We start from the raw sequence: 25,708 nt of genomic DNA, 5'->3' as shown, positions 1-25,708 counted from the left end.
CCGTCCCGCGGTGCGGCCAGCCTAACCACCGCGACTCAGACGGAGACGGAGAGGCCACCTCCAGCACGAACGACGTCGGTGAGGTCCTCGCCCTTCTCCACACGGGCACCGGGCCAGACCACGCACCGAGTGATACGGCCCTCGACCACCGCTCCCGCACCGACGACCGACTCGTTGACCTCCCCGGTGACGATCGCGCTCGGATCGACCCCGAGGAGGTTCCCGACGTCGGCGGTGCGGGCGTGGAGGTTCGCGGCCAGGTAGTCGGCGGGCGTGCCGCAGTCGACGAACGTGCCGGTGAACGGGGTCAGCTCCAGGTGGCCGGCGGCCCAGGCGGCGCGCCAGACGACCTCGTAGAGCCCGGTCGGTTCGGGGCGCAAGACGGCCGCCTCGGCGGCGGGCAGCAGCGAGACCCCGGCGAACCGCCACCGGTCGAAATCACGTCGACGATCGCCGGCGTCGACGACCAGCAGCCGTGGCTGCTCGCCGGACCAGTCCCCGAGGAAGGCCCCGGGAAGCGCCCCGGCGAGATACGCGTCGGCGTTCACGACCAGCACGTCCCGACCGGCGACCCACTCACGCAGAGCACCGATGGCCCCCGCGGTGCCGAGCGCCTCCGGCTGCTCGACCGAGCTGGTCGCCCGCCCGGCCACCGCGGCGACCACCTGCTCGGCGTGGTGATGAGCGTTCACGGCGACTCGATCGGGCCCGGCGAGCCCGTGTTCGGCCAGCCGATCGAGCGCACGATCGAGCAGCGTGATGGTGCCGACCGGGCACAGCGCCTTGGGACGTATCTCGGTGAGCGGGCGCAACCGGGTGCCCGCTCCGGCGGCCAGCACGACCGCACAGAGCCCGCGCTCGCTCACGAACTTTCCTTCTCCGCGGGAACGGTGGGCGAGTCGGCCCGGGTGGTGGCTTCGGGATCACCGAAGGCCTCGCCGGGCTCCGCGAGCACAGCGTCCGTACGCTCGGCCCCTCCGTCGAGCACCGCCCCCATGACCGTCGCCGGCGCCGACATAGCCCCCGGAGAACCGACCTGCCTCACCGCTCCCACAGCAGCACCGTTCCGCTCCGAGGGTTCAGCGTCGGCCGCCGACTCGCTGGCCTTCGTCAGGTCATCCGCGCGGGACCCGGGCTCGGCCACCGACTCGTCCTGCCCGGCGACCGAAGCAGAGCTCGCGTCCGGCGCGTCAGCCGGGTCAGGACGAGACCCGGCCGCCGGGAGCGCCTCCGGGGCCGGGGACGGAGCGTCGGGGGCCGCGTCGGGCGACACCAGCCCGGCCCGGCCCAACAGACGGAACGTGGGCCCGGTCAGCGGCGGCAGGGCCTCCAGCGTGAACCAACGCGCCTCACCGATCTCCACCTCGTCGACGGTCAGCACGATGTCGTCCGCGTCCACCGTGGCGGTGAAGATCAGATCGACCTGCTGCACCCACGGATTGACGTGGGCGTTCGGCACGATCGGGGTCACCGTGTCGGGATCCAGCGACACCCCGATCTCCTCACGCACTTCCCGTACCGCGGCGTCGCGTGGGTGTTCGCGCCGGTCGAGGAGGCCACCCGGAAGCGACCACCCGGTGGCGGGTGGCTGGCGTACCAGCAGCAGGCGGTCGTCATGGTCGCGGAGGAGCACCACCGAGCCGAGGGTGTAGTTCGGCGTGGCCAGCCGGACCACGTTGCGGCGCACTCGCAGCGGGAGGCGCCGGAACACCCCGATCGCCGTGCGGTGTGCCGCCGCCCGGACCGTGCGGAATCGACTCGGGTTCGCGGACGCCATGAGTCGACAGGTTAGAGCGCCCCGGTGCGGTCATCGTGACGGGCACCGCCGGTCGGGCTTCCGGACGCAGGCGGCGCCGGTCACCGAAGGGGTCGGCGCTGTGCCGCCCGGCCTCGATGCGGCTGAGCAACTCGGCCCAGCGCCCGGCGCCGCGGGCCGGCGAGGACCAGACCGTGTCGACCTTCACCAACCTCGTCTCCGGACGCTCCACCCAGGCCAGCACCCGCTCGATCTCCTCCAGGTGGAGGCCTTCGGACGCCGGATCGCGCTCCACGGTTTCGGCGGACGCCACCAGCTGGTCGACGACCGGCATCGGCGGCACACCGCGCGCGGCCCGGCCGGCCGCGGCCAGCCGCCCGTGACGCACGACCGAGATCTCCCAGCCGCCGCTCCCGTCGGCGCGGGCGGCGACCAGCTCGGGCACGTCGCTGATGGCCCGGGTGCGCTGCGACCGGATGACCGCGCGCAGGAGCGTCGACAACCGGTTTCTGGCTACCGCGGCCTCCTCGTAGCGCTGCCGGTCCGCCAGCGACTCGATCCGGCGCAGCAACCGCTCGACCAATCGCGACGGGTCGCCCTGGACCGCCTCCCGGAACGCGGTGGCGTGGCGCCCGTACGCCTCGACCGAGACGCGGTGCTCGCACGGCGCCTCGCACTTGCGGATCTCCGCGAGCGCGCAGGCGGGGCTGGTCTTGCGCGTCGACAGCACGCCACCGCACTGGCGCAGCGGCAGCACCTCGTACACCGCGGTGGCGGCGGCCTCGGCCGAGCGGCGGGACGAGAACGGTCCGAGGTACGCGGTGCCGTCGTCACGGGCCTGGCGCACCACCGACAGCCGGGGGTAGGCGTCGGTGGTGAGCCGGAGCCACAGCCGCCGCTCGGGATGCTTGGAACGCCGGTTGTACGGCGGCTTGTGCGCCGCGATCAGGCGGAGCTCGCGGACCTCGGCCTCGAGCGAGTGCGCGCACACGATGGCCTCGATGCGTTCGGCCGCGTTGATCATCTCGGCCATCCGCGACCGCTGCTCCGACGAGACGAAGTACTGCCGGACCCGCGAGCGCAGGTCTTTGCTGGTGCCCACGTAGAGCGGCCGGTCACGTGCGTCGCGGAAGAGGTAGACGCCCGGCGCGTTCGGCACGCCGACCGCCAGGTGCCGCTTGCGACGCTGGGCCTCCGACACCTGCGTGGTGAACGTCTCGAGCTCTTCCAAGGTCTGGATGCCGAGGTTGCCCAGCCGCTCCATCAGGCTGTGCAGAACGTGCACAGTGGCCTGCGCGTCGGCCAGCGCGCGGTGCACCGGCGTGGTGGGGGAGCGGAAGAACGCCGCGAGCGTGCTGAGTTTGCAGTTGCGCACCTCGTCGCGGCTGAGTGCCCGGCGGGCCAGCACGGCGGTGTCGACCTTCCGGAACCCCGGCCACACCATGCCGTGGGCCTCGCAGGCGGCCTTCAGATGGCTCAGGTCGAACGGCGCGTTGTGCGCGACCAGCACGGAGCCGCGCGCGAACTCCAGAAAGGCCGGCAGCACCTCGGGAATCGGTGGCGCCGCCGCCACCATCGCGTCGGTGATGCCGGTGAGCACGGTGATGAACGGCGGAATGCCGATCCCCGGATCGACGAGGGTCTGGAACTCGCCGAGCACCTCGCCGCCGCGCACCTTGACCGCACCGATCTCGGTGATGGCCGAACCGCCGGGAGCGCCGCCGGTGGTCTCGAGGTCGACCACGACGAACGTGGTCTCCCGCAGGGGCTGGCCGAGTTCGTCGAACGTCGACTGAACCCAGCCCTTGGGGGTTGTGGTCGACGAGCCGTGCTGTTGCATGGGCTGACCGTAGGGGGAGGGTGGGACAAAAACTCGACCGAGCCAGGTTCACCTGGTCAGACGTGGTCCGTCGTGCGGCCGTCGGCGACCAGGAGTGGAAGACTGGAACCATGTCCACCTTGCGGCCACTGTGACCGGCGATCACCACAGAGAGGACGGCGTCACCGACGCCGCGATCGGTGCTGCCCGGAGCGAGGTCGAACCGACCCTGCCGGACGCGGTCCGGGCCCGCGTGACGGCGCTCGCCGTCGACCTCTTCCCGTCGCTCGGCCCCGACGTCCTGCCCGCGGCGCTGCGCCGGTTCGCGCAGTTCACCCCGGCCCGGAGGGCCCGGCTGGCCGGTCCGACCGTGGTGGCGCAACTCGCGGCCGACGCCGAGTTCCGCGAGCGGCTGGCCGAGCGGGCCGTCGAGGAGGCCGGGCCGCTGGGAGCCGCGGTGGCCGCGGGCACACCGCCCGGCGCCGCCGACCCGGTCGAGGTCGCCGCGCTCGCCTACCTGGCCCGCCCGCCGCACTGGACGACGCTCGTCGAGTCGGCGTCCGCGACCGTGGTGGCCGCGGCCGAATCCGAACAGGTGCTGGCGGCCTCCCGGCAGATCGAACGCCTCACCGAGCAGCTCGAGCGGGCCAGGGCCAACACCAAGGCCGACACCGACAAGCTGCGCTCCGACCTGGCCACCGTCCGGGCCGAGGCCGATGAGCTGCGGGTACGGGTCCGCGAGCTCACCAAGGCACTGCGTGATTCCGAGCAGGACGTCCGCCGGCTCACCGACGCGGTGTCCACCGAGAAAGGCCGGGTCGCGGCCGCGTCGAGTGCTTCCGACGCCGAGATCCGCCGGCTCCGCGGCCGGCTCACCGACGCCGAGCGCGAGCTGGAGGCGGCCAAGTCGTCCAGCCGGGCCGGCCGGGTCACCGACGACATGCGGCTCTGGCTGCTGCTGGAGACGCTCGGCAACGCCGCTCAGGGGCTCCGTCGCGAGCTCGCGCTCGGCCCCCCTGGTGCGTTCCCCGGTGACGTGATCGCGGCCGACGTGGAGGCCACCGCGGGCACCAGGACGAAAGCCGGCAGCCAGCTCTGGGCGGCCGACGATCCGGCCCGGCTCGACCAGTTGCTCGCGCTGCCCCGCGTCCACCTGGTGATCGACGGCTACAACGTGACCAAGACCGGGTTCCCCGAGGCCGCGCTCGAGCAGCAGCGCACCCGCCTGGTGGCGAGCCTGGCCGGGCTCGCCGCGCAGACCAACGCCGAGATCACGGTCGTGTTCGACGGGGCGGGCCGGCTCGTGATCGCGCCGGGGAGCCCGCGTGGGGTGCGGGTCATTTTCAGCCCGCCGGGGCAGACCGCCGACGAGGTGATCCGGCGGCTGGTGCGTACCGAGCCGCAGGGGCGGCCGGTCGTGGTCGTGTCGTCGGACAAGGAAGTGGCCGACGGGATCCGGCGCGCCGGCGCCTATGCGGTGCCCTCCGTGGTGTTGGTGAAGCGTCTCGACCGGGCTTGACTCGGTTTTGTCGTACCCCCTGCCTACCGTGCGTGGTGGAAGGAACAGACGCACGGAAGGAGGCGACGACGATGCTCATCGATTGCGACGCGTGTGGTGTCCGTGGCTCAGGCTGCGCCGACTGCGTGATCACCGCGCTGGTCGGTGCCCCGCCGCCCGGTGTCGAACTGACCGAGATGCCGAACGGCGTCGAACTCGACGACGTGGAGGAGAACGCTCTGCGGGCCCTGGTCTCCGCGGGCCTCGACCCCGAATTCTTGTCGATCACCGCGAACGAGCCCGCCCACGATCTGCGCCACCACACCGATTGGCTGGGAGGCGGCCACACCGACCGCCAGGCGGGCTGACCGAACGGGCCGATCCGGGAGGCCAGCTGGGCTTGGCCGTGGTGCCAGGGGGCGCCGTGGGGGGCCGGGCGGGCCGCCGCCGGGAGGTCGGCTGGGGCGCGGCGGGCAGGTCGGCTGGGGCGCCGTCGGGAAGCCGAGCGGGCTGCTGTCGGGAGGCCGGTGGGTCGCTGCGGGGTGGCCGGCAGGCAGCCGCAGGCAGGCCAGTGTGGCCGGCCCCGGGAGGCGAGCGAACCACTACCGAGAGGTCAGCTGGACCACCGCTGGGAGGCTGGCCCGACTCAGCCGGGCGGCGATAGAAGGCCGGCAGGCCGCGTCTGGAGGCCGGCAGGCCCCGTCCGGAGGCTGGCCGGACCACCAGCGGGAGGCCGCGGCACCACGCCGACAGAGCAACCGGAACCCCGCCGACAGAGCAACCGGCACCCCGCCGACAGAGCAACCGGCACCCCGCCGACCCACCAGCTCGCACCCCCCGACAGATCAGCCGGCGCACCAACTCCCACCCCGGCCGAACGGCACCGCACAACCCCCGGCCGTCCAGCAGCGGGCGGCTGGGATGATCGACGGGTGTCGAGCCGAGTCGTCGCCCTGATCGCTTTCCTGGTCCTCGGCGCCGCCGTGCTCCTGGTAGCCGGGCTCCTGACCCCCTGGCGCACCGTCCCCGCCGGAGACACCCACTCACCGGCCGCCGAAAAAAACGTCAACGAAAAAGTCCCCGCCGACGCGTCCACCGACTTCACCGAGGCCGAGATCAGTCGCGGCAGTGCCTTCCGCGCCGCGCTGCGGCCCTGGTCGCTGGCCCGCCTCGCGCTCGGGCTCGTCCTCGCGCTGGTCCTGGGCCTCACCCCGCTCGGTGCCCGGCTGATCGGCGCGGTCGCCCGCCCGCTCGGCGGCGCCTGGTGGGTCGAGGCGCTGCTCGGCGGCGTCGTGCTCGGCCTGGTGGCCACGCTGGTCACGCTGCCGCTCGCGGCCCGGTCGGAGGTGCTGCTGCGCCGCTACGGCCTGTCCACGCAGAACTGGGGCGGCTGGCTGGCCGACCAGGCCAAGGGCTGGGCGATCTCCGCGGTGCTGACCGCCGTCCTCACGCTGGTGTTGTACGCGCTGGTGCGGGCCACGCCGAACTGGTGGTGGACGTGGGCCGCGGCCGGCGCCGCCGCGTTCGTGTTCGCGGCCTCGTTCGCGTTCCCGGTGCTCATCGAGCCGCTGTTCAACAAGTTCACCCCGATGCCCGACTCGGCGTTGCGGACGAGCCTCGTCCAGCTCGCCGAGCGCGACCGGGAACCGGTGAAGGATGTCCTGATCGCGGACGCGTCGCGGCGCACCACCGCGCTCAACGCGTACGTGTCGGGCTACGGCGCTAGCCGCCGGATCGTCGTCTACGACACGCTGCTCGAGCAGGTGCCGCCCGAGCAGGTCGAGTCGGTCGTGGCGCACGAGCTCGGCCACGCCGTCGACGGCGACGTGGTCACCGGCACGGTGCTGGGGGCGCTCGGCGCGGCGGCGGCGGTGTGCGGGCTGGCCGTGCTCGGCGGCTCCACGGCCCTGCTGCGCCGGGCCGGCGTGGAAAGCCTCACCGACCCGCGTTCGCTCGCGCTGCTGCTGGCGATCGTGGCGCTGGCCGGGGCGTTCGCGACCCCGGTGCAGGGCCTGGTGTCACGCAAGATCGAGGCGCGCGCCGACGAGCACGCGCTGGCCCTCACCCGGGATCCGGAGGCGTTCGTGGCGATGCAACGCGGGCTGGCTTTGCAGAACCGCGCCGACCTGCGTCCGAACCGGTTCTTCCAGTTCTGGTTCGGCACCCATCCCACCACAGTGGAACGCATCGCGGCCGCGCGCGCGTTCGCGGCCCGCGAGAACCTCCCGATCCCGGCGCCGACCCGATGACGGCCGGAAAGGCCCCGATGAAGACGCTGCTGGTCACCAACGACTTCCCGCCCCGTCCCGGCGGGATCCAGACGTTCGTCCACCAGCTCGCGGTGCGCCAGCCCCCGGGCGACCTCGTCGTCTACGCCTCACGCTGGAGAGGCGCCGAGGAGTTCGACGCCGAGCAACCGTTCCCGGTCGTCCGGCACCCCACGTCGTTGCTGGTGCCGACGCCGGCGGCCGCGAAGCGCATCGTCCGGGTCGCGCGGGAGCACGGCTGCGAGACGGTCTGGTACGGCGCCGCCGCACCGCTCGGTCTGCTCGCGCACACGCTCACCAAGCGGGCCGGCATCACGCGCCAGGTCGCCCAGACCCACGGCCACGAGGCGGGCTGGGCGCAGCTGCCCGCCGCGCGCCAGCTGCTCACCCGCATCGCCGACGGCGTCGACGTCATCACGTACCTGGGCGCCTACACGCGGGGCAAGCTCGAGGGCCCGGTCAAGAACAAGGCCGAGCTCGTGCACCTGCCGCCGGGCGTCGACACGAGCATGTTCCATCCCGGCGTGGACGGGTCCGCGGTGCGGGAACGCTACGGGCTCACCGACCGCCCCACGATCGTCTGCGTTTCCCGCCTGGTGCCGCGCAAAGGCCAGGACGAGCTGATCCGGGCCCTCCCCGCGATCCGGAGGACGATCCCGGACGCGGCGCTGCTGCTCGTCAGCGGTGGCCCCTACCGGGCGACGCTGGAGAAGCTGGTCGCCGAGCGCGGGCTGCAGAACGACGTGACGTTCACGGGCTCGGTGCCCTGGGAGGAGCTCCCGGCGCACTACGCGGCCGGTGACGTGTTCGCGATGCCGTGCCGTACCCGGCGCAAGGGGCTGGACGTCGAGGGCCTGGGGATCGTGTACCTGGAGGCGTCGGCCACCGGTCTGCCGGTCGTCGCCGGTGACTCCGGGGGTGCTCCGGACGCCGTGCTCGAGGGCGAGACCGGCTACGTGGTCAGCGATCGGGAGACGCTCGTCGCCCGCACGGTCGAGCTGCTCGGAAACCCCGACAAGGCACGCACCATGGGCAAGGCCGGCCGCGCGTGGGTCGAGCGTGACTGGCAGTGGGACGACCTCGCGGCCCGGATGACCACGCTGCTGACGTGATCGAGCCGCTCTCCCCGTCGCAACGGGGAGAGCGGCTCGGACGTTCACAGACCGGGTGTGTTCGGAGCTTCCAGGAGGCCGAGACGCAGCGCCGTCATCAGCGCCTGCGCGCGGTTTCCCGCCCCGAGCTTCTCGTACAGCTTCGAGATGTGTGTCTTCGCGGTGGACTCGCTGACGTAGAGCTGCTTCGCGATGCCCGCGACGCTCATCCCGTCGGCCAGCAGCCGCAGCACCTGGCTCTCTCGCGGCGACAGGTGCGGACCGCTCGGCGTGAGCCGCCGTTTCATCGCGCTGGCCAGGTCGGACGCGGTGAACGCGTTGGGCGAGGAGGCGGCGTGACGCGCGGACGCGACCACCTCGTCGGCGGGAGCGTTCTTCGGCACGAACGCCGAGGCGCCCGCCTCGAGCGCGCCGAACAGCTGGTCGTCACCGGCGTACATGGTGAGGACCACGATGCCGATGTCGGCGCGCGACGAACGGAGTGCCTTGGTGGCTTCCAGCCCGCTGCCGTCGGGCAGTCGCAGATCCATGATCACGACGTCGGGTTTGAGTTCGGCGGCTTTGCGGAGTGCGTCGGCGACCGACCCCGCCTCCCCGACGACCTCGAAGCCCGGGTCGCGCTCGAACGCGTGGCGGAGCCCTTGCCGAATCAAGTCGTGGTCGTCGACGAGGAGAACAGTCGTTACCCCGCCGCTGGCCTCGCCCCCCGGCGGGCTGGGGAAGGACCTGTTGTCAGTCACTGTCTGGCCGCACCTCCTGCAGCGTCACGTTATACGATCCGTCGCCTAAAGTTCTCATATCAGGGTCTCTGTAGGTGATGGCCAGCAAGAATGCATTCCGTCCCGCCACAGTGGACGGCTAAACGCCGAGAAAACGGTCGTTGATGTGAATTATGCCATTTAGCCGGCGGTTCCTTGTCGTGATTTCCCGCCCAGGACAACACGCACCGTGGTCCCTTTGGGGGCACGCGGCACGATTTCCAACTCCGCCCGCACCCGATTGGCCCGTTCGGCCATGATCGTCATTCCGTAGCGGCCCTCCGGCCGGTCCCGGCCGAGCCCCTTGCCGTCGTCGCTCACCTCGACCTGGGCGAACGGCGGATCCACCTCGCAGGTGACCCAGAGGTTGGCCGCGCCGGCGTGCTTGCGTGCGTTCGTCACCGCCTCCTGCGCGATACGGAGCAGCTCGGACTCGACGGCGGCGGGCAGCCGCGCGGTCGACTCGTCCAGCGACAGGTGCACCCGCAGCCCGGCCGACGACCCGATCGTGCGGGCGTAGTCGGCGATCGCGCTGCCCAGCCCGCCGTGCCGGTCGACGTCGCTGCGCAGCTCGAACAGGCTCAGCCGCAGCTCGGTGATGACGCGGGTGACCTCGGCGCGCAGCAGCCGCAGCGTGCTCTCCGCCGCCTCGCTGCCCGACGGCAGGTCGGCGATCGCGTTGTCGATCCCGTAGCCGACCATCACCAGCTCCTGGGCGACGCCGTCGTGGATCTCGCGGGCCAGCCGCTGACGCTCCTCGACCGTCGCCAGCCCGCGCACCTCGTCGAAGAGCAGCGCGGTCTCCAGCCGCAGCGCGGCCCCGTTGACGACCTCCACCGCTTCGGAGACCGCGGCCGGCGGATAGGCGCCGGTCCGGTCGGACTCCAGCACCACCAGGCCCACGGTGCGCACACCGGTGATCATCGGGATCACCAGTACCGACACCGGCGTCCCCGGGCCGGCCCGGTCGAGGGACCGGCTGGAGAGCTGGGGCTGCTGGCTCGCCCAGGTGTCGGCGAGCGGGGTGTCGGCGTCGAACGACGTCTCCCAGGCGACCCGGCCGGGCGCGCGCTGGGTCAGGACCTCCAGCCGGCCGCCGCCGCTGCCGGTGAGCACCGCGCTGCGGTCGGTGGCCGCGACCTGGTGCAGCTCCTCGAGCAGCCGGTCGCCCAGGCTGCCGGGGTCGAGGCCACCGGGCAGCTGACGCGCGATCGTGCGTAGCTGGGTGAGCAGCCGGGCGGCCTGGACGAACTCCGGCTCGACGGCGTCGCTGCGGCTGCGGACCAGCCGCTGCACGGCGAGACCGAGGACGCCCGCCACCGCGGCCAGCACGGTCCACTCCAGGGCCGCCAGCCCGAACGAGGACGACCCCAGCTGGTCCTGCAGCCCGCCGGCCACCACCAACGCCACTGCGGTGACGCCGACCAGCGCGCCGAGCTCGGCCAGGCCCGCGATCGCGCCGACCGCGAACGCCGGCGCGGCGAGATAGGCCAGCACGAACGCCGGGTGGACGAACGCCTCCTCGGCGGGCGGCGTCGCGGCCGCCATCGCGACCACGATCACCTCGGCCAGCCAGCCGATCCGCGCCGGCCAGGCCCGCTCCGGGGCCACCAGGCCGGGCGCGGCGGCGAGCGCGAACAGCGCACACCAGAGCAGCGTCGGAGCGATCGAGCGGGTGCTCGCCAGCGACAGCACGATCACCAGCGCCAGCAGGCAGCCGCGGATCAGGCGGGTCAGCGCGACGGTCTCCAGCAGCGCCGACGCCGGCGGGAGGGCACGGAGCCAGGCCGGTTCACGAAGCGCGGGGCTGCCCCGCAGGCCCCGGTCAGGTGTAGATAGCGGCGATCTCGTCGGCGTACTCCTTCTCCACGACGGAGCGCTTCAGCTTCATGCTCGGCGTCAGCTCGCCCGTCTCTTCGGTGAAGTCGCGGGGCAGGATACGGAAAACCTTGACCTGTTCGGCGCGCGACACGGCTTGGTTGGCGTCGTCCACCGCGGCCTGGATCTCCGCCCGCAGGTCGGGATCCTCCGCGAGGTCGCCCACCGTAGCGTCCGCGGGCTTTCCCTGCTTGTCCTTCCACGGCCCGAACGCGTCCGGGTCGACCGTCACGACCGCGCCGATGAACGGCTTGCCGTCGCCGACGACCATCGCCTGGCTGACCAGCGCGTGCGCGCGGATGCGGTCCTCGAGCACGGCCGGGGCGACGTTCTTGCCGCCGGCGGTGACGATCAGCTCCTTCTTGCGGCCGGTGATCGTCAGGAAGCCCTCGTCGTCGAGCGTGCCGAGGTCACCGGTGTGGAAGAAGCCGTCCTTGAGCGCTTCGGCGGTGGCGGTCGGGTTGTGCCAGTACTCCGAGAACACGTGGTCGCCGGCGATCAGCACCTCGCCGTCGTCGGCGATGCGCACGGTCATGCCGGGCAGCGGGCGGCCGACCGTCCCGAGCTTCACCGCGTCGTCGACGTTGGCCGCGGTGGCCGGCGAGGTCTCGGTGAGCCCGTAGCCCTCCGAGACCCACAGCCCGATGCCGCGGAAGAAGTGCGCGAGCCGCGGGCCGAGCGGCGCGCCGCCGGAGATCGCGTGGGTGCAGGAACCGCCGAGCGCGGCCCGCAGCTTGGCGTAGACCAGCTTGTCGAAGAGCGCGTGCTGGGCCTTCAGCAACAGCCCCGGCCCGCCGGAATCCAGGGACTCGGAGTACGCCACCGCCACCCGGTCGGCCCGGTCGAAGATCGCGCCCTTGCCCTCTTTGTGGGCCTTCTGCTTGGCCCCGTTGTAGACCTTCTCGAACACCCGCGGCACGGCCAGGACGAACGTCGGGCGGAACGTCTGCAGGTCGTTCATCAAATTTTTGATGTCCGGCGCGTGGCCGAGCGTGGCCCGCGACTGCACCGCGCCCAGCTGGATGAGCCGCGCGAACGCGTGCGCCAGCGGGAGGAACAGCAGCGTCGACGCGCCCTCGTTGAACATGCTCGGCAGCATCGGCAGCGCGTTGCCGACCTCGAACAGCAGGTTCTTGTGGGTGAGCACGCAGCCCTTCGGGCGGCCGGTGGTGCCCGAGGTGTAGATGATCGTCGCGGTGTCGGCGGGGCCGAGCGCGGCCCGCCGTTCGTCGACGTCGGAATCGGGAACGGACGCTCCACCGGAGATCAGCAGCTCCACCGCCGAGGCGTCGATCTGCCACACCTGGCGCAGCGCGGGCAGCGAGCCGCGGACGGTCTCGACCTGGGACTGGTGGTCGGAGGTCTCGACGAAGACGCCGACCGCGCCCGAGTCGCCGAGGATCCACTGCACCTGCTCGGCCGAGGACGTCTCGTAGATCGGGACGGTGACGGCGCCGGCGGCCCAGATCGCGTAGTCGACGAGCGTCCACTCGTAGCGGGTGCGGGCCATCAGGCCGATCCGGTCACCCGGTTGGACGCCGGAGGCGATCAGCCCCTTGGCGACGCCGACGACCTCGTCCCGGAACGTGGCGGCCGTGACATCCGTCCAGGCGCCGCCGGAAGGCCTGCGGAACGTGACCTTGGTCGGCACCTCCTCCGCGGCGCTCCAGACCGGATCGGTCAGATTTGCCCCGTCCGGGACGGTGTAGACGGCCGGCTGAGCGAACTCACGCACCACGGCCTCCCATTCCTGTGTCGCGTTCCCACTCCCAACGCTATCCGAGGTGGTGCGGGTCACGGTGGTCGCCGTCGCCTCCGGTGGCAAGCTTGGTGGGTGCCCCGCCTCCACGTGGTCTCCGACGTCCACGGCCGCGCCGACGCGCTGGCCACCGCCGGTGACGGTGCCGACGGCCTGGTCGTTCTCGGCGACCTGCTGCTCTACCTCGACTACGCCGACCCCACCCAGGGCATCCTCGCCGACCTGCTCGGCGCGCAGGCCGGCGCCGAGTTCGCGGCGCTGCGCAAGGAGCACCGCTTCGGTGACCTGCGGTCGATCGGCGCGCAGCTGTCCCAGGTCGACGACCTGCCGGGCGCGGTCACCGAGGCGGCCCGCGAGCAGTACGCCGAGCTGTTCGGCCTCATGCCGACGCCGGCGTACTGCACGTACGGCAACGTCGACATGCCGGCGCTCTGGCCGGAGTTCGTCGACGACAAACACCGCATGTTCGACGCCGAAGTGGTGGAGATCGGCGGCTGGCGCTTCGGGTTCGTGGGCGGCTGGCCCCGCAAGATCCTCCCGGCGGCGCAACCGGTGACCCGGGCGCCGCGCATCCCCCCGATTCCGTTCGGCGCCGATTTCTCCCCGGCGGAGTTCGCCGCGAAAGTGGAGTCGCTCGGCCCGGTCGACGTGCTCTGCTCGCACGTGCCCCCGGCGGTACCGGAGCTGCGCTGGGACACCGTCACCCGGCGGCCCGAGGTCGCGTCCGAGGCGCTGCTCGAGGCGATCCACACCCACCAGCCCCGGTACGCGCTGTTCGGTCACGTCCACCAACCGCTCCAGCAGCGGCTGCGGATCGGGCGCACCGAGTGCGTCAACGTCGGTCACTTCCGGGCGACCGGCAAACCCTTCGTGCTGGAGTGGTAAGCAGGACACATGGCGGACTCCTCCCAGCAGTCGATCACGATCCCCGCGCCGGTCGACACGATCGCGGCGGTCATCAGTGACTTCGCGTCCTACCCCGAGTGGGTCGACGCGGTGAAGAGCGTGGAGATCGTCAGCGAGTACGAGGACGGCTACGCCCACCGGGCCACATTCGTTCTCGACGCCGGCCCGGTCAAGGACGAGTACACGCTGGAATACGCGTACGCCGAGGACCTCACCCGGATCGAGTGGACGCTGGTCGAGAGCACGGTGATGAAAGTCCAGGACGGCAGTTACGACCTGGTCGACAACGGCGACGGCACCACCGAGGTCACCTACACGCTGACCGTGGACATCAACCTGCCGATGCTCGGGATGTTCAAGCGCAAAGCCGAGAAAATGATCATGGACACCGCGCTCAAGGATTTGAAGAAGCGCGTGGAATCGTGCGTGTAGTTCTTTTCACCGGTAAGGGCGGAGTCGGGAAGACCACCTCCGCGGCCGCCACCGCCGTGCTGGCGGCCCGGTCCGGTGCCACGCTCGTCGTCTCCACCGATCCCGCGCACTCGCTCGCCGACGCGCTCGGCGTCCCGGTGGGTGCCGAGCCCACGCCGGTCGCCGACGGCCTGCACGCCCAGCAGGTCGACCCGCAGGCGCGCTACGAGCAGTACTGGGGCACGCTGCGCGGCTACCTCACCGCGGTGCTGCGCCACGGTGGCCTCTCCGGCGTCGCGGCCGAGGAGATCATCGTCCCGCCCGGCCTCGACGACCTGTTCGCGCTCTTCGCCGTGCACGACGAGGCCCGGTCCGGCCGGTGGGACACGGTGGTCGTCGACTGCGCGCCGACCGCCGAGACGCTCCGGCTGCTCACGCTGCCCGACGTGCTCGGCTGGTACACCGACCGGCTGGCGCCGCTGCACCGCCGGCTGGCCGGAGTCGCGCGTCCGGTGCTCGGCCGGGACCTGCAGAACCTTCTTCCCGACGACGCGGTGGTCACCGCCGTCCAGCGGTTGCGTACGGCGCTCACCGAGGTCAGGGACCTGCTGACCGATCCGCTCACCAGCGCGGTCCGGCTCGTCCTCACGCCCGAGGCCGTGGTGCTCGCGGAAGCGCGGCGCACGTTCACGGCGCTGGCGCTCTACGGTTTCGTGGTGGACGGCGTCGTGGTCAACCGCGTGATCCCGGACGGGGACGACCCGTGGCGGGCCGGGTGGGCCGCCGCCCAGCGTGCCCGGCTGGCCGAGGCGGCGGAGAGCTTCGCCGGTGTGCCGCTCCGGACGGCGCCCTACCTGGCGGGCGAGCCGGTGGGCGTACCGGCGCTCACCGAGCTCGCCGAAGCGCTCTACGGCGACGACGACCCGGTGGCCGCCGTGCCGGTCGAACCACCGCTGCGCCTCGACGACGACGCCGTGCTCTCGGTGGCGCTGCCGCTCGCCGACCGTTCCGAGGTCGCGCTGTCCCGCGTCGCCGACGACCTGATCCTCACGGTCGCCGGGCGGCGTCGGCTGCTGGCGTTGCCGACCGTGCTGCGTCACCGTACGGTCGCCGGGGCCCGGTTGCGCGACGGCCGCCTGGAAGTGAGGTTCGAAGGATGAGTGCACCTCCGCCGCCCGGTCCGCTCGTCGACGAGGCGGTCAGACTCGCCGAGGCGCTGCTGCACCGTGTTCGCGGCGACGGCGCTCCCGATCTGCCGCCGGAACTCGTGGCCCGGTTCAGCGGCGCGGTGGCCGACGTGGCGGTCGCGGGCGCCGGGTTGTTGCAGGTCGTCGCCGAGGTGGCGCGGGAGTGGGGCCGCCCGGCCGAGGCGGAGGAGCCCGGTGCCGAACCCCCGGTCGAACGGATCGACATCAGCTGAAGTTTCGGGCGGCACGGCGGAGCGATGATTACGCGTCGAGCGGCGTGCCATACGCTGCGCAGAAGCGTGACGCTGACCGGAAGGGTGCTAGGTGTGGTGAGGGGCGCGTGAGCCTGACCGTCGGAGTCGACGTCGGAGGAACCAAGGTACTGGCCGGAGTGGTGACTCCGGATGGGGAAGTGCTCGCCACGGTTCGGCGGCCCACCCCGAGCCAGGACGTCAACGACACGGCCCGTGTCATCGCCGAGGTCGTGCGTGAGCTCGACGAGGACTTCTCGATCGAAGCGGTCGGCGTCGGCGCAGCGGGCTGGATCGATGCATCTCGTTCGGTCGTGCTACACGCGCCGAACCTGGCGTGGCGGCGGGAGCCGCTGCGTGACCGCATCCAGGAGCGGGTCGACCTGCCGGTCGTCGTCGAGAACGACGCGAACGCGGCGGCGTGGGCCGAGTACCGGTTCGGCGCCGGCCAGGACCAGCACCACCTGATCCTGATCACGGTGGGCACCGGTATCGGTGGCGGCGCGGTCGTCAACGGTGAGATCTACCGTGGGCACTTCGGGATGGCCGCCGAGTACGGGCACACCCGCGCGGTGCCGGACGGGCACCCGTGCGGCTGCGGCGCGAGCGGGTGCTGGGAGCAGTACGCGAGCGGCAAGGCGCTGGTGCGCTTCGCCAAGCAGCGGGCCCGCGAGGACGCCACGAGCGCGCGCGTGCTGCTGGAGATGGCCGGCGGCCAGGCCGACGCCATCGACGGCCCGATGGTGACCAGGGCCGCGCAGTCCGGCGACCCGGCGTCGCTGGCCTCGTTCACCGAGCTCGGTGACTGGCTCGGCTGGGGCATGGCCGATCTGGTGTCCGGCTGGGATCCGCAGTGCATCATCCTCGGCGGCGGGGTCGCCGAGGCCGGTGACCTGATGTCGGTTCCGGCCCGCGAGACCTACGCCAAGGTGACCGCGCTGCGTGGGCGCACCGAGGTGGCCGAGGTGCGGATCGCGGCGCTCGGCAACAAGGCCGGCCTGATCGGCGCCGCGGATCTCGCGCGCATCCGGTGACCACCTGGCTGCGGCTGCTCGACTGGAACATCCGCGGCCTGCGTAACGACGCCGACGCGCTGGTGCGGACCGTCCGGGGCGTCGACCCGCACGTCGTCGTGCTGCAGGAAGCGCCCCGGGTGCTGCGCTGGCGGGCCCGGGCGGCGTCCCTGGCCCGCCGCTGCGGCCTGGTCGTCGTCCAGGGTGGGGCGTCCGGGAACCTGGTGCTGTCCTCGCTGGCCGTCTCCGTGCGCGACGCCGCGGTGGTGCGGTTGCCGCTCACCCGGTTCCAGCATCCGAGGGCGGCCGTGGTGGTGCGTGCCTCGTTGGCCGGTGCGCCGTTCACGGTGGCCGGCGTCCACCTGGGACTCACCGAGCCCGAGCGGGTCGGGCACGTCCCGGTGCTGCTGCGTGCGCTGGCCGGCGAGGAACCGGTCGTGCTGGCCGGCGACGTCAACGAGACCGGCGACGGCCCGGCCTGGCGCGCGCTGGCGTCGCAGCTCACCGACGCCGGTGCGAACGACCCGACGCCGACGTACAGCACCCGCTCGCCGCGCCGCCGGATCGACGGGATCTTCGTCTCGCCCGGTGCCCCGGTGCGTAACTACCGGGTACTGACCACACCCGACGTCGCGCTGGCCAGCGACCACCGCCCGGTGGTGGCGGAGATCGGGCTCAGGCGCTGACCCGAGCGGCGGCCAGCCACCGTTCGAGCGGCAACGAGCTGCCGCGGCGCACCGACTGACCGGCGTCGAGCAGCACGGCGTCCGGGGCCTCGGCGAGCTTGGCGATCTCCGTGCGCGCCAGCAGCGCCTCGCGCTCGGGCTCCTCGAACCACTCCGGGTCGTGCCCGGTGAGCGCGCACCAGAGGGCGAGTACCTGTTCGTGACGGGCCATCGTCACCACCTCCCACCGTCCACGGTGAGGGATGCGCGCTACACGCTGTGAACCGCCGCGTGACCGTCCGGGAAATTCGTGATCACACCACGGCTCCGTCGTCCGGGTCGTCGTCGTTCCACCCGTCACGCAGACGCCAGACCAGCGCACCGGCACCACCGAGGATGCCGCAGAGCGAGAGCAGCAGGCGGACGTGCTCGCTGAGCCCGAGCGTGTCCGAGCGGAACAGCAGCACCAGGCCGGCCGCGATCGCCAGGAGCGCACCGATGACCGGCGCGGACATCCGGGGGAGCGGCGGTGGTGGCGGCGGTTCGTACCCCTCGTCCTCGTCGACCGCGAAGTCGCTCGGCGGGGCGTCGGTGCCGGTCAGGCGGTCACGCCCGAGCGGGCGCCCGGTGTCTTTCCCGGCGCCGGACGGCTCGGCGGACGGCGCGTCGGGGGCCGGTGCGTCGTCGGTCCGGCCGGCCGGTTCGTCCGGGCGGACCGGTTGATCGGCCGTGCCCGGCGTGCGTACCGGCAGCGGGTCGGCGGTGGGGTCGGTGAGGGCGGGCAGAGCCGCGGTGCCGTCGGCGGGTGCCGCGTTCTCGGCGGCTCCGTTCCCGGCGGTCTCGGTGCCGGAGGACGCGCCCCCGGTCGTCCCGCTGCCGGTCGTCCCGCTGCCGGTCGTCCCGCTGCCGGTCGTCCCGCTGCCGGCTGGCCCGCTCCCGGTCGGCCCGCTCCCGGTCGGCCCGCTCTCCGGCGGGTCGGTCAGCGCGCGGCGGCGTGGCCGGTCGGGGGCGGCCGTCGCGTCGTACCCGGCGATGATCCGTTCCCACTCGACGTCGACGTCGATCTCGATCGGGCGGGAGGCGCCGGGGGACTCGGTGCCGTCGGACGCCGCGGCGGACCGCGCGTCCTCCTGCACGGCTTCGAGCAGGCCGCGGGCTTCCTCCAGCCGGTCGCGGTCGACCCAGAGCCGGTCGGTGGGCCGGGCCGGCAGCGACGTCGACCGGACGACCGGGTTCAGATCGGCGCTCGGCGCCAGGTACGCGGCGATCCCGATGACGCCCAGCACGTCGAGCAGGTGTTCGCCGATCCGCGGATCGACGTCGGCGAGCGCGACGAACTCGGTCGCGTCCAGGCCGTTGTCACGCCGGCCCCGGTACGGGCGCCCCGAGGTTCCGGTCATCGGTGGCCTGCCGGGGACAGCAGTGACGCGACGAACTCCGCGCTTCCCGCGAAGATCGTCGGTGCATCGTTGTCGAGCGTCGCCACGTGGTAACTCTCCCGCAATACGACTTCGGACTTCACGGCGGAGGCGACGCCGGCCAGCAGCGCCTCGCCGCTCGCGGGCTCGACGACGTGGTCCTCCGCGCTGCGGAAGAGCCGCACCGGCGCCGCCACGCGCCCCAGCTCGGCCCGGACGACCTTCCAGAGCTGCGACAGCGAGGCGGCGGCCTTGAGCGGCAGCCGGTCGTAGGCCAGCTCGTGCGCACCGGGCTTCTTGATGTCGTCGCTGATGCCCGGGAACGAGCCCAGTACCCGGCTGACCACCGGCAGGAGCGCGGCGTCCTTGCGCAGCGTGAGGTACGAGGGGTTCACCAGCAGCAGGCCGGCCGGTTCGGTGGCCTTGCCGGCGTGGACCTGGGCCAGCCGGGTCACCAGCGTGCCGCCCATCGACAGGCCGCCGGCGACCACCGGCACGCCTCGGCTGTGCAGGGACAGGTACTCGTCCTCGACCGCTTTGTACCAGTCGTGCCAGGTGGTGCGGTTCATGTCCTGCCAGCGGGTGCCGTGGCCGGGCAGCAGCGGGCAACTCACGGTGTAGCCGGCGGCGTGCAGCGCCTCGCCCCACGGGCGGATCGACTGCGGGGTGCCGGTGAAGCCGTGGCTCAGCAGGACGGCCGCGGGCGCAGCGGGCCCAGCGTCGAGGAGGAATGGTTCTGCACCGGGCAGCACGGACATTCCCACCTCCCCAGGGACTCGGCTCGTCAGCCCCGTGCGGAGGGCGCGAGCGTCGGCTCCATCGTGACACGAGGCGGCGTCATCGGCCCCGCGTTCGGAGCACCTCGGCCAGATCGAGCGTGGTGAACGCCACTGTCGGGTAGACCGACGACGAGGGCGGTGAGGGTACGCTCGACCGGCGCGGGTCACGAGGAGGAACGGTGTTTTACTGGGTGTGCAAATACATCCTGATTGGTCCGTTTCTCCGGCTCTTTTTCCGGCCGGTGCTGGAGGGTGTCGAGCACATCCCCACGTCCGGGCCGGTCATTCTCGCGAGTAATCATCTTTCGTTCAGCGACTCGTTCTTCTTTCCGCTGATGTGCCCGCGCCGGATCGTTTTCCTGGCCAAAGCGGAGTACTTCACCGGTAAGGGGCTCAAAGGCCTGTTTTCCCGATTGTTCTTCAGCGCGGCCGGCTGCGTCCCGATCGACCGCACGTCCGGCTCGGCCGCCGAGGCCGCGCTCGTCACCGGCGCGCGGGTGCTCGGCGAGGGCCAGCCGCTGGGCATCTACCCGGAGGGCACCCGTTCGCCCGACGGCAAGCTCTACCGGGGCAAGACCGGCGTGGCCCGGCTCGCGCTGCAGACCGGGGTGCCGGTGGTGCCGGTCGCGATGCTGAACACCCATCACGTGCAGCCGATCGGCCGCCTCGTCCCGAAGGTGATGCGGGTCCGGATGCGGGTCGGCAAGCCGCTGGACTTCTCCCGCTACGCGGGGATGGCCGGCAACCGGTTCGTCGAGCGGTCGGTGACCGACCAGATCATGTACGACCTCATGCAGCTGTCCGGCCAGCAGTACAGCGACGTGTACGCCGCGTCGGTGAAGAACGGGTCGGGCGCCGCGCGCCCGGCGCAGGAGCCCGTTGCCGCCTAGCCCGCCCGTGGGTGACCGGCGGCCGGCCGGCTTCACCGTCGAGGTCACCGGCTGGCGGGCGTTGGCCGCGTTCCGGTTCCTGACGCTGGTCTACGCGGTCGCGCTGAACCTGGACGACCTGGGCCGGGTGAACAGCCCGGCCTGGTGCGTGGCGACGCTCGCGGTGATGGCGGCGTGGAGCGTCGTCTCCTCGTACTGCTACGCCCGTCCGCGGCTGCGCACCCCGGTGCTGTTCGTCGTCGACCTGGCGGTCACGCTCGCCACCGTGCTGGCGACCCGGCTGGTCGAGACGCCGGAACGGATCGCCGGCGGTGAGTTCACCGTGCCGACGGTGTGGGCCTCGACCGCGGTGATGGCCTGGGCGCTGCGCTGGGAGATCGTCGGTGGCCTGCTGGCGACGCTGGGCCTGGGGGTCGCGAACGTCGTGGTGGTCAGCGGACAGCCGACCAGGGGCACCGTGCACAACATGATTCTGGTGCTGCTGGCGGCGATCGTCATCGGCTACGTCGCCGAGGTGCTCCGCCAGGTCGACCGGCTCCTGGTCGACGCCTGGCAGGAGCAGGGCGCGGTCGCCGAGCGCGATCGGCTGGCCCGGCAGATCCACGACGGTGTGCTGCAGGTGCTGGCGCTGGTGAAGCGGCGGGGAACCGCGCTCGACGGCGAGGGCCGGGAGCTGGCCGAACTCGCCGGTGAGCAGGAGGCTGCGCTGCGTGCGCTGATGACCCGCGGCTCGGCGGCACCGTCGGACGGCGAGGTGGATCTCGTCGCGCTGGTCACCCCGGCCACGGTCAGCCCGTCGATCGAGCTGGTGGCGCCGGCCGAGCCGGTCATGCTGCGGGCCGCGGTCGCCACCGAGGTCGCGGCCGCGGTCGCCGCGGCCCTGCACAACGTGTCCGAACACGCGCCCGGCGCGCACGCCTGGGTCGTCATCGAGGAAGAGCCGGACGCGGTACTGGTGACCGTGCGCGACGACGGGCCCGGCATCCCGGACGGCCGGCTCGCCGAGGCCGCGGGGGAGGGCCGCCTCGGTGTGGTCCAGTCGGTCCGCGGCCGGATCCGCGAGCTCGGCGGCACGGTCGTGATCACCAGCGCGCCCGACGAAGGAACCGAGGTGGAGCTGAATGTCCCCCGTTAGGGTCATGGTCGTCGACGATCACCCCATGTGGCGCGACGCGGTGGCGCGCGACCTCGGCGACGCCGGGTTCGACGTGGTCGCCACCGCGGGGGACGGCGCGGCGGCGGTGCGGATCGCGGCGGCGAGCCGGCCCCAGGTCGTCGTCATGGATCTGCAGTTGCCCGAGCTCTCCGGCGTCGAGGCCACCACGCGGATCCTGGCCGCCGACCCGTCCTGCCGGGTGCTGGTGCTCTCGGCGAGCGCGGAGCGGCCGGACGTACTGGACGCGATCCGGGCCGGCGCCACCGGCTACCTGGTGAAGTCGGCCGGGGCCGGTGAGCTGATCGACGCCGTCACCCGCACCTCACGGGGCGAGGCGGCGTTCACCGCGGGCCTGGCCGGGCTGGTGCTCGGGGAGTACCGGCGGCTCGCCGCGGGGCCCGAGCCGGCCGCCGGACCGGCGTTGACGAGCCGGGAGACCGAGGTGCTGCGGCTGGTGGCCCGTGGGCTCACCGCCAAGCAGGTCGCGACCCGCCTGAGCCTGTCGATCCGGACGGTGCAGAACCATCTGCAGAACGTCATGGACAAACTGCAGGTGCACAACCGGGCCGGGCTGGTGCGCTACGCGATCGAGGCCGGGCTGGACGAGGAATCCTGACCGGCCAGCGGCCCGGGATCGTCCGGCACGTCCGGGTTGTCTAACGGATCGGTGGTGGCGAACCGCAGCAGCAGGCGGGCCCGGTTACGCAGCCCGAACGTGGTCAGGCGGGTGGTGAGCTCCGGCACCGGTGCGACCTCGCCGGCCCGGGCCGCGCGCAGCGACCAGGCGGTGGCCAGCGCCGCGTCGGTGGCGTCGCCCATCCGCTCGTAGACCGACGCGGCGACCGCGTGGTGCAGCGCCGCGGTGCCGTGGTCGCCGTTGTGCGCCGCCTGGGCGCCGTTGACCACCGAGCGGGCGGCACGCACCCAGAGCGTCTCGCGCGGCGCGGCGTCGAGCACACCCTTCAGCCACCCGGCGGACTCCTCGCCGTGCGCGCCGCACTTGACGCCGGTGAGCACCGCGGCGTGCGCGGCGGCGGCCAGCCACTCGCGCGGCGCCAGCGCCTCGGCCGAGTGCTCGGCCTCCAGGCGGCGCAGCGCGACGGTGGCCTGCTCGGCCGAGCCGTTGACCGCGCGGTAGAGCGCGGCGTGGGCGAGCGCGTTGGCCATCGCCAGCCGGCTGCCGTGCCGGGCGGCGGTGACGACGATGGCCTCGGGGTTGAAGCCGGTGTCCTCGCCGCGCAGGGCCCGCAGCCAGGCCGCGAGCGTGCGCAGGTGCGCCCACTCGGCGTCGAGCGACTCGTCACCGGTGAACGCGGCGTCGGCGGAGGCCAGCGTGGCGTCCCAGTCGCCGTCGAAGTACGCACGCATCGGCGTGTGGCCCGGGTGCGGCGCGCCGCGGAAGCTCAGCGTCGTCGCCGCGGCCTCGTCCAGCAGCGCGAAGCTGCGGGCGATCTCGCCCTCCTCCTGCAGCGCGCTGGCCAGGTTCTCCGACGCCCGGCGCAGCGAGCGCAGGTGATCGGTGCGGCTGCGGTCGACCGCGCGTTCGAGCAGCGTCAGCCCGGACAGGTCACCGGCCAGGTAGCGGGCCGCGCCCTCGGTGATCTGCGCGTTGACCTCGAGCTCGGGCAGGCCGAGACGGCGGGCCAGGTCACCGGCGGTCTTGGCCGCGGTGGTGGCCTCGTCGACCTCGTAGCTCATCATCCGCAGCCGGGCCAGCTCGGCGTGGGCGGCCGCGCGTACCGGGCTCTCGTCGCCGGCGCCGTAGGGTGCCAGCGCCCGGTCGAGGTGGGCCAGCGCCGCGGTGCGGTCACCGCGGGCCCAGGCGACCTGGCTGAGCAGCGTCCGTGCGCTCGCGGCGGCGTCGCGCGCCCCGAGCACCTCGAGCTGGCTCGCGCACCGGGCGACGTCGGCGGCGCCCTGGAACTCCTCCGGCGCCCCGGTGAACCGCAGCTTCCACCGCAGCACCAGCGCGGACAGGCGGGACACCTCGTCGTCCCGAGCGGCCGGGTGTTCCAGCGCCGCCAGCTCCTCGAGCGTCAGCGTGTTCGCGTCGTCCCAGAGCGCCAGCGCCTTGTCGAGCAGGTCGACGGCGGTGGGCGCGGCGTGCAGGCTGGCGGCGCGCTCGGCCGCGGCCACCAGCGCGGTGCGGGCCGGCTGGAGGAACGGGCGGACGTCCATGTGCAGCGTGCGGGCCAGCTCCAGCGCGGCGACCCGGTGGTGCGCGACCGCGTCGACGGCCTCGGTGGTGCGGCCGGTGACGTGCGACTGCAGCCAGCGGGCGGCCCGCTGGTGACGCACGACGCGCAGCGCGCGGGGCTGACGGCGGTAGGCGAGGTCCCGGACGACCGCGTGCGAGAACGCCAGCGCGGGTTCGCCGGCCAGCACGTGCCCGGTGGCCGGCCGGATGAACGCCTTCGCGCGCAGCTCGGCCAGCAGCGCCTCGACCTCGTCGCGCGCCAGCTCGGCCACCGTGGCCACCGCGCCGGGCCAGAACACCTCGCCGATCACCGCCGCGGCCTGCAGCGCACGCTGGCTGCGGGGCCCGAGCAGGTCGACGCGGCTGGCGACCACCGAGAGCACCGAGTCGGGCAGCGGGAGCGCGCCCTCGGCGTCGTCGCTCTGCTGGTCGGCGAGCATGCGGACGTACTCGTGGGCGTAGAGCGGGGTGCCCGCGGCGAGCACGGTGAGGTGCTCGAGCGCCTCGTCGGGGATCGGCGAGTCGACCGCGAGCGCGCGGAACAGCGTCAGCGTGTCGTGCGGGTCGAGCGGCGGGAGCTCCACCAGCGCGTGACGGGGATGGCTGGCGTCGTACCACTTGGGCGGCAGCTCCGGGCGGGCGGTGCCGAGCACCAGCAGCGGCCCGTCGACGGTGTCGACGAGCTGCCGGAGGAAGTCGAGCAGCGGCGGTTCGGCGAGCGCGAGATCCTCGATGACGACGACGAGCGGGCGGCGCGCGGCGAGCCGGGCGAAGAACATGCGCCAGGCGGCCTGGGCCTCGTCGGCCTCGACCGGGGGAGCGGCGTAGCCGACCAGCGGCGCGAGCGCGTCGACCACGCTGCTGCGCTCGGCCGTGGTGAGCAGGCCGTGCAGCGAGTCGACGACCTTGCGGCGGGCGGTGTCGGCGCTGTCGGACTCGAGTACCCCCGCGTACCCGGTGACGACCTCGGCGACGGCCGCGAACGGGCCACCCTCGCCGCCGGCCAGGCAACGCCCGCCGACCCAGCGGACGCCGACCGGCATGGCCTGCTCGGCGTGGCGGTTGAGTTCGCGCACCAGGCGGCTCTTCCCGACGCCGGCCGGGCCGACGACGGTGACCAGGCGCGGGGCCCGGTCGTCGACGGTGGCGCGCAGCAGCCCGGCGAGGTGGTCGAGGTAGGGGCCGCGGCCGACGAACGGACCGTGGTCGCGGTGGCGGTCCCAGCGGCGCTGTACCAGGCGCAGCGGACGCCAGACCGGGACCGGCCCGGCCTTGCCCTTGACCATGACCGGCGGCATCTCGGCGTACTCGACGTACTCGCGGCTGGCGCGCCAGGTGGCCGAGGAGACGACGATGCCGCCGACCGGTGCGTGCGACTGCAACCGGCTCGCCAGGTTCACCACGTCGCCGGCGACCAGGGCCTGGCCACCGTCGCGGATCGCGTCCAGGTCGACGACGACCTCACCGGTGGCGATGCCGACGCGGGCACGCAGCGGACCGGACGGGCCGATGATCCGCCCGTCCAGGTCGGCCTGGAGCTCCAGCCCCACGCGGACCGCGCGCACGGCGTCGTCCTCCTGGGTGACCGGTGCGCCGAACACGGCCATCACCGCGTCGCCGATGTACTTCTCCACCACGCCACCGCGGCGGCGGATCGCGCGCGCGACGGTGTCGAAGTAGCGCTGCTGGAGCGCGCGCAGGTCCTCGGGGTCGAGCCGTTCCCCGAGGTTGGTGAAGCCGGTGAGGTCGACGAACAGGATCGTGACGACCCGCCGCTCCTCCCGGGACGCGACGCCGGGCACGGGCAGGCCGCGGGCGGCCGGGTCGAGGTCGACGGCGCAGTGCGGGCAGGTCTCGGCGGTCAGCTCGACGCCCGCGGCGCAACTGGGGCACTTGCGCAGCAGCGCGGAGCCACAGCGGCCGCAGAAACGGTCGCCGGGCCGGCCCACGGCGGCGCAGCGTGCGCAATGCGTGTCGATGGGTCCTTC

23 protein-coding genes are annotated in these 25,708 nt (G+C 73.1%); 13 read left to right on the top strand and 10 right to left on the bottom strand.

From position 1 onward, the window contains the following. Positions 1-35: 35 nt before the first annotated feature. From ABD437_RS16040 to ABD437_RS16030, 3 genes are read right to left on the bottom strand one after another with little or no spacing between them, the layout of a single operon-like run. Positions 36-866, bottom strand: coding sequence for a sugar phosphate nucleotidyltransferase (locus ABD437_RS16040; RefSeq protein WP_344649639.1), 831 nt, complete (start codon positions 864-866; stop codon positions 36-38). Beyond that, entirely contained in the window at positions 863-1,636 is a 774-nt protein-coding gene (locus ABD437_RS16035; protein ID WP_344649638.1) for an NUDIX hydrolase, read from the bottom strand. Before ABD437_RS16035 ends, ABD437_RS16040 begins: the two co-directional genes overlap by 4 nt. Then, positions 1,614-3,596 (bottom strand): DEDD exonuclease domain-containing protein, encoded by a 1,983-nt coding sequence (locus ABD437_RS16030; protein ID WP_344649637.1) that lies wholly within the window; start codon positions 3,594-3,596, stop codon positions 1,614-1,616. Before ABD437_RS16030 ends, ABD437_RS16035 begins: the two co-directional genes overlap by 23 nt. A gap of 130 nt (positions 3,597-3,726) precedes the next feature. Between ABD437_RS16030 and ABD437_RS16025 the strand changes: the two genes are divergently transcribed. From ABD437_RS16025 to ABD437_RS16010, 4 genes are all read left to right on the top strand, one after another. Next, positions 3,727-5,094: an NYN domain-containing protein gene (locus tag ABD437_RS16025; protein ID WP_344649636.1), complete on the top strand. Its 1,368-nt coding sequence runs from the start codon at positions 3,727-3,729 to the stop codon at positions 5,092-5,094. 125 nt (positions 5,095-5,219) lie between these two features. Next, positions 5,220-5,441 (top strand): hypothetical protein, encoded by a 222-nt coding sequence (locus ABD437_RS16020; RefSeq protein ID WP_344649635.1) that lies wholly within the window; start codon positions 5,220-5,222, stop codon positions 5,439-5,441. A 564-nt stretch (positions 5,442-6,005) separates the two neighbouring features. Next, positions 6,006-7,322 (top strand): M48 family metallopeptidase, encoded by a 1,317-nt coding sequence (locus tag ABD437_RS16015; protein WP_344649634.1) that lies wholly within the window; start codon positions 6,006-6,008, stop codon positions 7,320-7,322. Then, positions 7,319-8,452, top strand: a complete 1,134-nt coding sequence (locus ABD437_RS16010; protein WP_344649633.1) for a glycosyltransferase family 4 protein — start codon at positions 7,319-7,321, stop codon at positions 8,450-8,452. Before ABD437_RS16015 ends, ABD437_RS16010 begins: the two co-directional genes overlap by 4 nt. A gap of 44 nt (positions 8,453-8,496) precedes the next feature. Here the strand turns inward: ABD437_RS16010 and ABD437_RS16005 are convergent, their stop codons facing one another. The 3 genes from ABD437_RS16005 to ABD437_RS15995 all read right to left on the bottom strand — a co-directional run bounded on the left by ABD437_RS16005 (position 8,497) and on the right by ABD437_RS15995 (position 12,823). Next, positions 8,497-9,192 carry a response regulator transcription factor gene (locus tag ABD437_RS16005; protein ID WP_051569974.1) on the bottom strand — a complete coding sequence of 232 codons (696 nt, stop codon included), beginning with the start codon at positions 9,190-9,192 and terminating at the stop codon, positions 8,497-8,499. A gap of 159 nt (positions 9,193-9,351) precedes the next feature. Further along, positions 9,352-10,911, bottom strand: coding sequence for a sensor histidine kinase (locus tag ABD437_RS16000; RefSeq protein ID WP_344649632.1), 1,560 nt, complete (start codon positions 10,909-10,911; stop codon positions 9,352-9,354). 124 nt (positions 10,912-11,035) lie between these two features. Beyond that, positions 11,036-12,823 (bottom strand): AMP-dependent synthetase/ligase, encoded by a 1,788-nt coding sequence (locus ABD437_RS15995; RefSeq protein ID WP_344649631.1) that lies wholly within the window; start codon positions 12,821-12,823, stop codon positions 11,036-11,038. Positions 12,824-12,922: 99 nt separating this feature from the next. Here ABD437_RS15995 and ABD437_RS15990 point away from each other — a divergent pair, with 99 nt between their 5' ends. From ABD437_RS15990 to ABD437_RS15965, 6 genes are all read left to right on the top strand, one after another. Continuing rightward, complete coding sequence (locus ABD437_RS15990; protein ID WP_344649630.1) at positions 12,923-13,732, top strand: metallophosphoesterase family protein; 810 nt, start codon at positions 12,923-12,925, stop codon at positions 13,730-13,732. Positions 13,733-13,741: 9 nt separating this feature from the next. Continuing rightward, complete coding sequence (locus ABD437_RS15985) at positions 13,742-14,185, top strand: SRPBCC family protein (protein WP_344649629.1); 444 nt, start codon at positions 13,742-13,744, stop codon at positions 14,183-14,185. Further along, positions 14,176-15,324, top strand: a complete 1,149-nt coding sequence (locus ABD437_RS15980) for an ArsA family ATPase (protein WP_344649628.1) — start codon at positions 14,176-14,178, stop codon at positions 15,322-15,324. The genes ABD437_RS15985 and ABD437_RS15980 overlap by 10 nt, the downstream gene beginning before the upstream one ends. Next, entirely contained in the window at positions 15,321-15,584 is a 264-nt protein-coding gene (locus ABD437_RS15975) for a hypothetical protein (protein ID WP_344649627.1), read from the top strand. The genes ABD437_RS15980 and ABD437_RS15975 overlap by 4 nt, the downstream gene beginning before the upstream one ends. Positions 15,585-15,691: 107 nt before the next feature. Next, positions 15,692-16,636 (top strand): ROK family glucokinase, encoded by a 945-nt coding sequence (locus ABD437_RS15970; protein ID WP_344649626.1) that lies wholly within the window; start codon positions 15,692-15,694, stop codon positions 16,634-16,636. Beyond that, on the top strand, positions 16,633-17,301 hold the full coding sequence (locus ABD437_RS15965; protein WP_344649625.1) for an endonuclease/exonuclease/phosphatase family protein: 669 nt from the start codon (positions 16,633-16,635) through the stop codon (positions 17,299-17,301). Before ABD437_RS15970 ends, ABD437_RS15965 begins: the two co-directional genes overlap by 4 nt. On the opposite strand, the gene ABD437_RS15960 is transcribed toward ABD437_RS15965, so the two are convergent. The 3 genes from ABD437_RS15960 to ABD437_RS15950 form a co-directional block, all read right to left on the bottom strand. Further along, the gene (locus tag ABD437_RS15960; protein ID WP_344649624.1) at positions 17,291-17,512 is read right to left on the bottom strand and encodes a hypothetical protein; all 222 of its coding nucleotides are present in this window, start codon (positions 17,510-17,512) and stop codon (positions 17,291-17,293) included. The genes ABD437_RS15965 and ABD437_RS15960 overlap by 11 nt on opposite strands. 82 nt (positions 17,513-17,594) lie before the next feature. After that, positions 17,595-18,680 (bottom strand): hypothetical protein, encoded by a 1,086-nt coding sequence (locus ABD437_RS15955; protein WP_344649623.1) that lies wholly within the window; start codon positions 18,678-18,680, stop codon positions 17,595-17,597. Further along, a complete protein-coding gene (locus ABD437_RS15950; RefSeq protein WP_344649622.1) occupies positions 18,677-19,456 on the bottom strand; it encodes an alpha/beta hydrolase in 780 nt (259 codons plus the stop codon). The genes ABD437_RS15955 and ABD437_RS15950 overlap by 4 nt, the downstream gene beginning before the upstream one ends. 200 nt (positions 19,457-19,656) lie before the next feature. On the opposite strand from ABD437_RS15950, the gene ABD437_RS15945 reads away from it, so the two are divergent. From ABD437_RS15945 to ABD437_RS15935, 3 genes are read left to right on the top strand one after another with little or no spacing between them, the layout of a single operon-like run. Beyond that, a complete protein-coding gene (locus ABD437_RS15945; RefSeq protein WP_344649621.1) occupies positions 19,657-20,367 on the top strand; it encodes a lysophospholipid acyltransferase family protein in 711 nt (236 codons plus the stop codon). A gap of 7 nt (positions 20,368-20,374) precedes the next feature. Continuing rightward, on the top strand, positions 20,375-21,502 hold the full coding sequence (gene macS, locus ABD437_RS15940; RefSeq protein WP_344649620.1) for a MacS family sensor histidine kinase: 1,128 nt from the start codon (positions 20,375-20,377) through the stop codon (positions 21,500-21,502). Then, positions 21,489-22,139, top strand: coding sequence for a response regulator transcription factor (locus tag ABD437_RS15935; protein ID WP_344649619.1), 651 nt, complete (start codon positions 21,489-21,491; stop codon positions 22,137-22,139). Before macS ends, ABD437_RS15935 begins: the two co-directional genes overlap by 14 nt. Here ABD437_RS15935 and ABD437_RS15930 read toward each other — a convergent pair. Then, the gene (locus ABD437_RS15930; RefSeq protein WP_344649756.1) at positions 22,103-25,699 is read right to left on the bottom strand and encodes an AAA family ATPase; all 3,597 of its coding nucleotides are present in this window, start codon (positions 25,697-25,699) and stop codon (positions 22,103-22,105) included. The two genes, ABD437_RS15935 and ABD437_RS15930, sit on opposite strands and share 37 nt — an antisense overlap. Between the last annotated feature and the right edge of the window lie 9 nt (positions 25,700-25,708).

It is taken from the genome of Cryptosporangium japonicum, from assembly GCF_039524755.1.
Taxonomy (GTDB): domain Bacteria; phylum Actinomycetota; class Actinomycetes; order Mycobacteriales; family Cryptosporangiaceae; genus Cryptosporangium; species Cryptosporangium japonicum.
The sequence above is the reverse complement of the archived record's forward strand: the minus strand, read 5'-3'. Positions and strand labels throughout refer to the sequence as shown.